Here is a 633-nt window from a genome sequence, read left to right on the forward strand (position 1 = left end):
TGGGCTCCGCCCGTAAAATCAACTATTCCGCCGCTTTTGTCCTGCCAAACGCATTCATTTTCCCCCACGGTAATTATGGCATTGTATAAAGTAGTCATTGCGCCATTCGTTGGACTATAACGGGCTAAATACCCCTGTACGATACGCCATTGGTTACTATAAGATATCGGGTCGGATGCCATGCCAACGGAATTAGTATTTGTAACACGCATAACATAGTAAATGTTTTGGTTTTGCTTATCCCTCATTGCAATATCGAAATAATCCCGTTGTGAGCTATTTGTGCCGCCCGTATATTTAACGAACTTAACCATACATACCGGATTAACAACCGACGTGTCGTTTTCTTCTTGTGTTACTAATAGCACATTTTGAGAACCGGGATACATTGCCAACGGTGCAATCCTTATATCGCCGCTTGCATTGTGGAAACTCAAATATTGAACGTCATATTTTTGCGGCGATTCGTCGGATGTGGCAACCTTGTTAAACGTCATGCCGCCAGTTTCCGCCATCGCCCGCACGCCTTGACTTACATCGTTAATAAATAACTCCCAACCCCCAGCAACAACGGATAAGCGTATTTTATTCCATTCGGCGATATTAGCGGTTAAATTATTCCATTCTACATAC

Annotated in this window: 1 protein-coding gene; it reads right to left on the bottom strand. The window is 43.3% G+C overall.

All coding sequences use genetic code 11. The annotated features are described in order from the left end of the window. The coding region (locus ACFFUV_RS23580) for a hypothetical protein (RefSeq protein WP_390198409.1) at positions 1-633 on the bottom strand (633 nt) is incomplete at both ends.

Source organism: Vibrio olivae, assembly GCF_042428525.1.
In the GTDB taxonomy this organism is placed as follows: Bacteria; Pseudomonadota; Gammaproteobacteria; order Enterobacterales; family Vibrionaceae; genus Vibrio; species Vibrio olivae.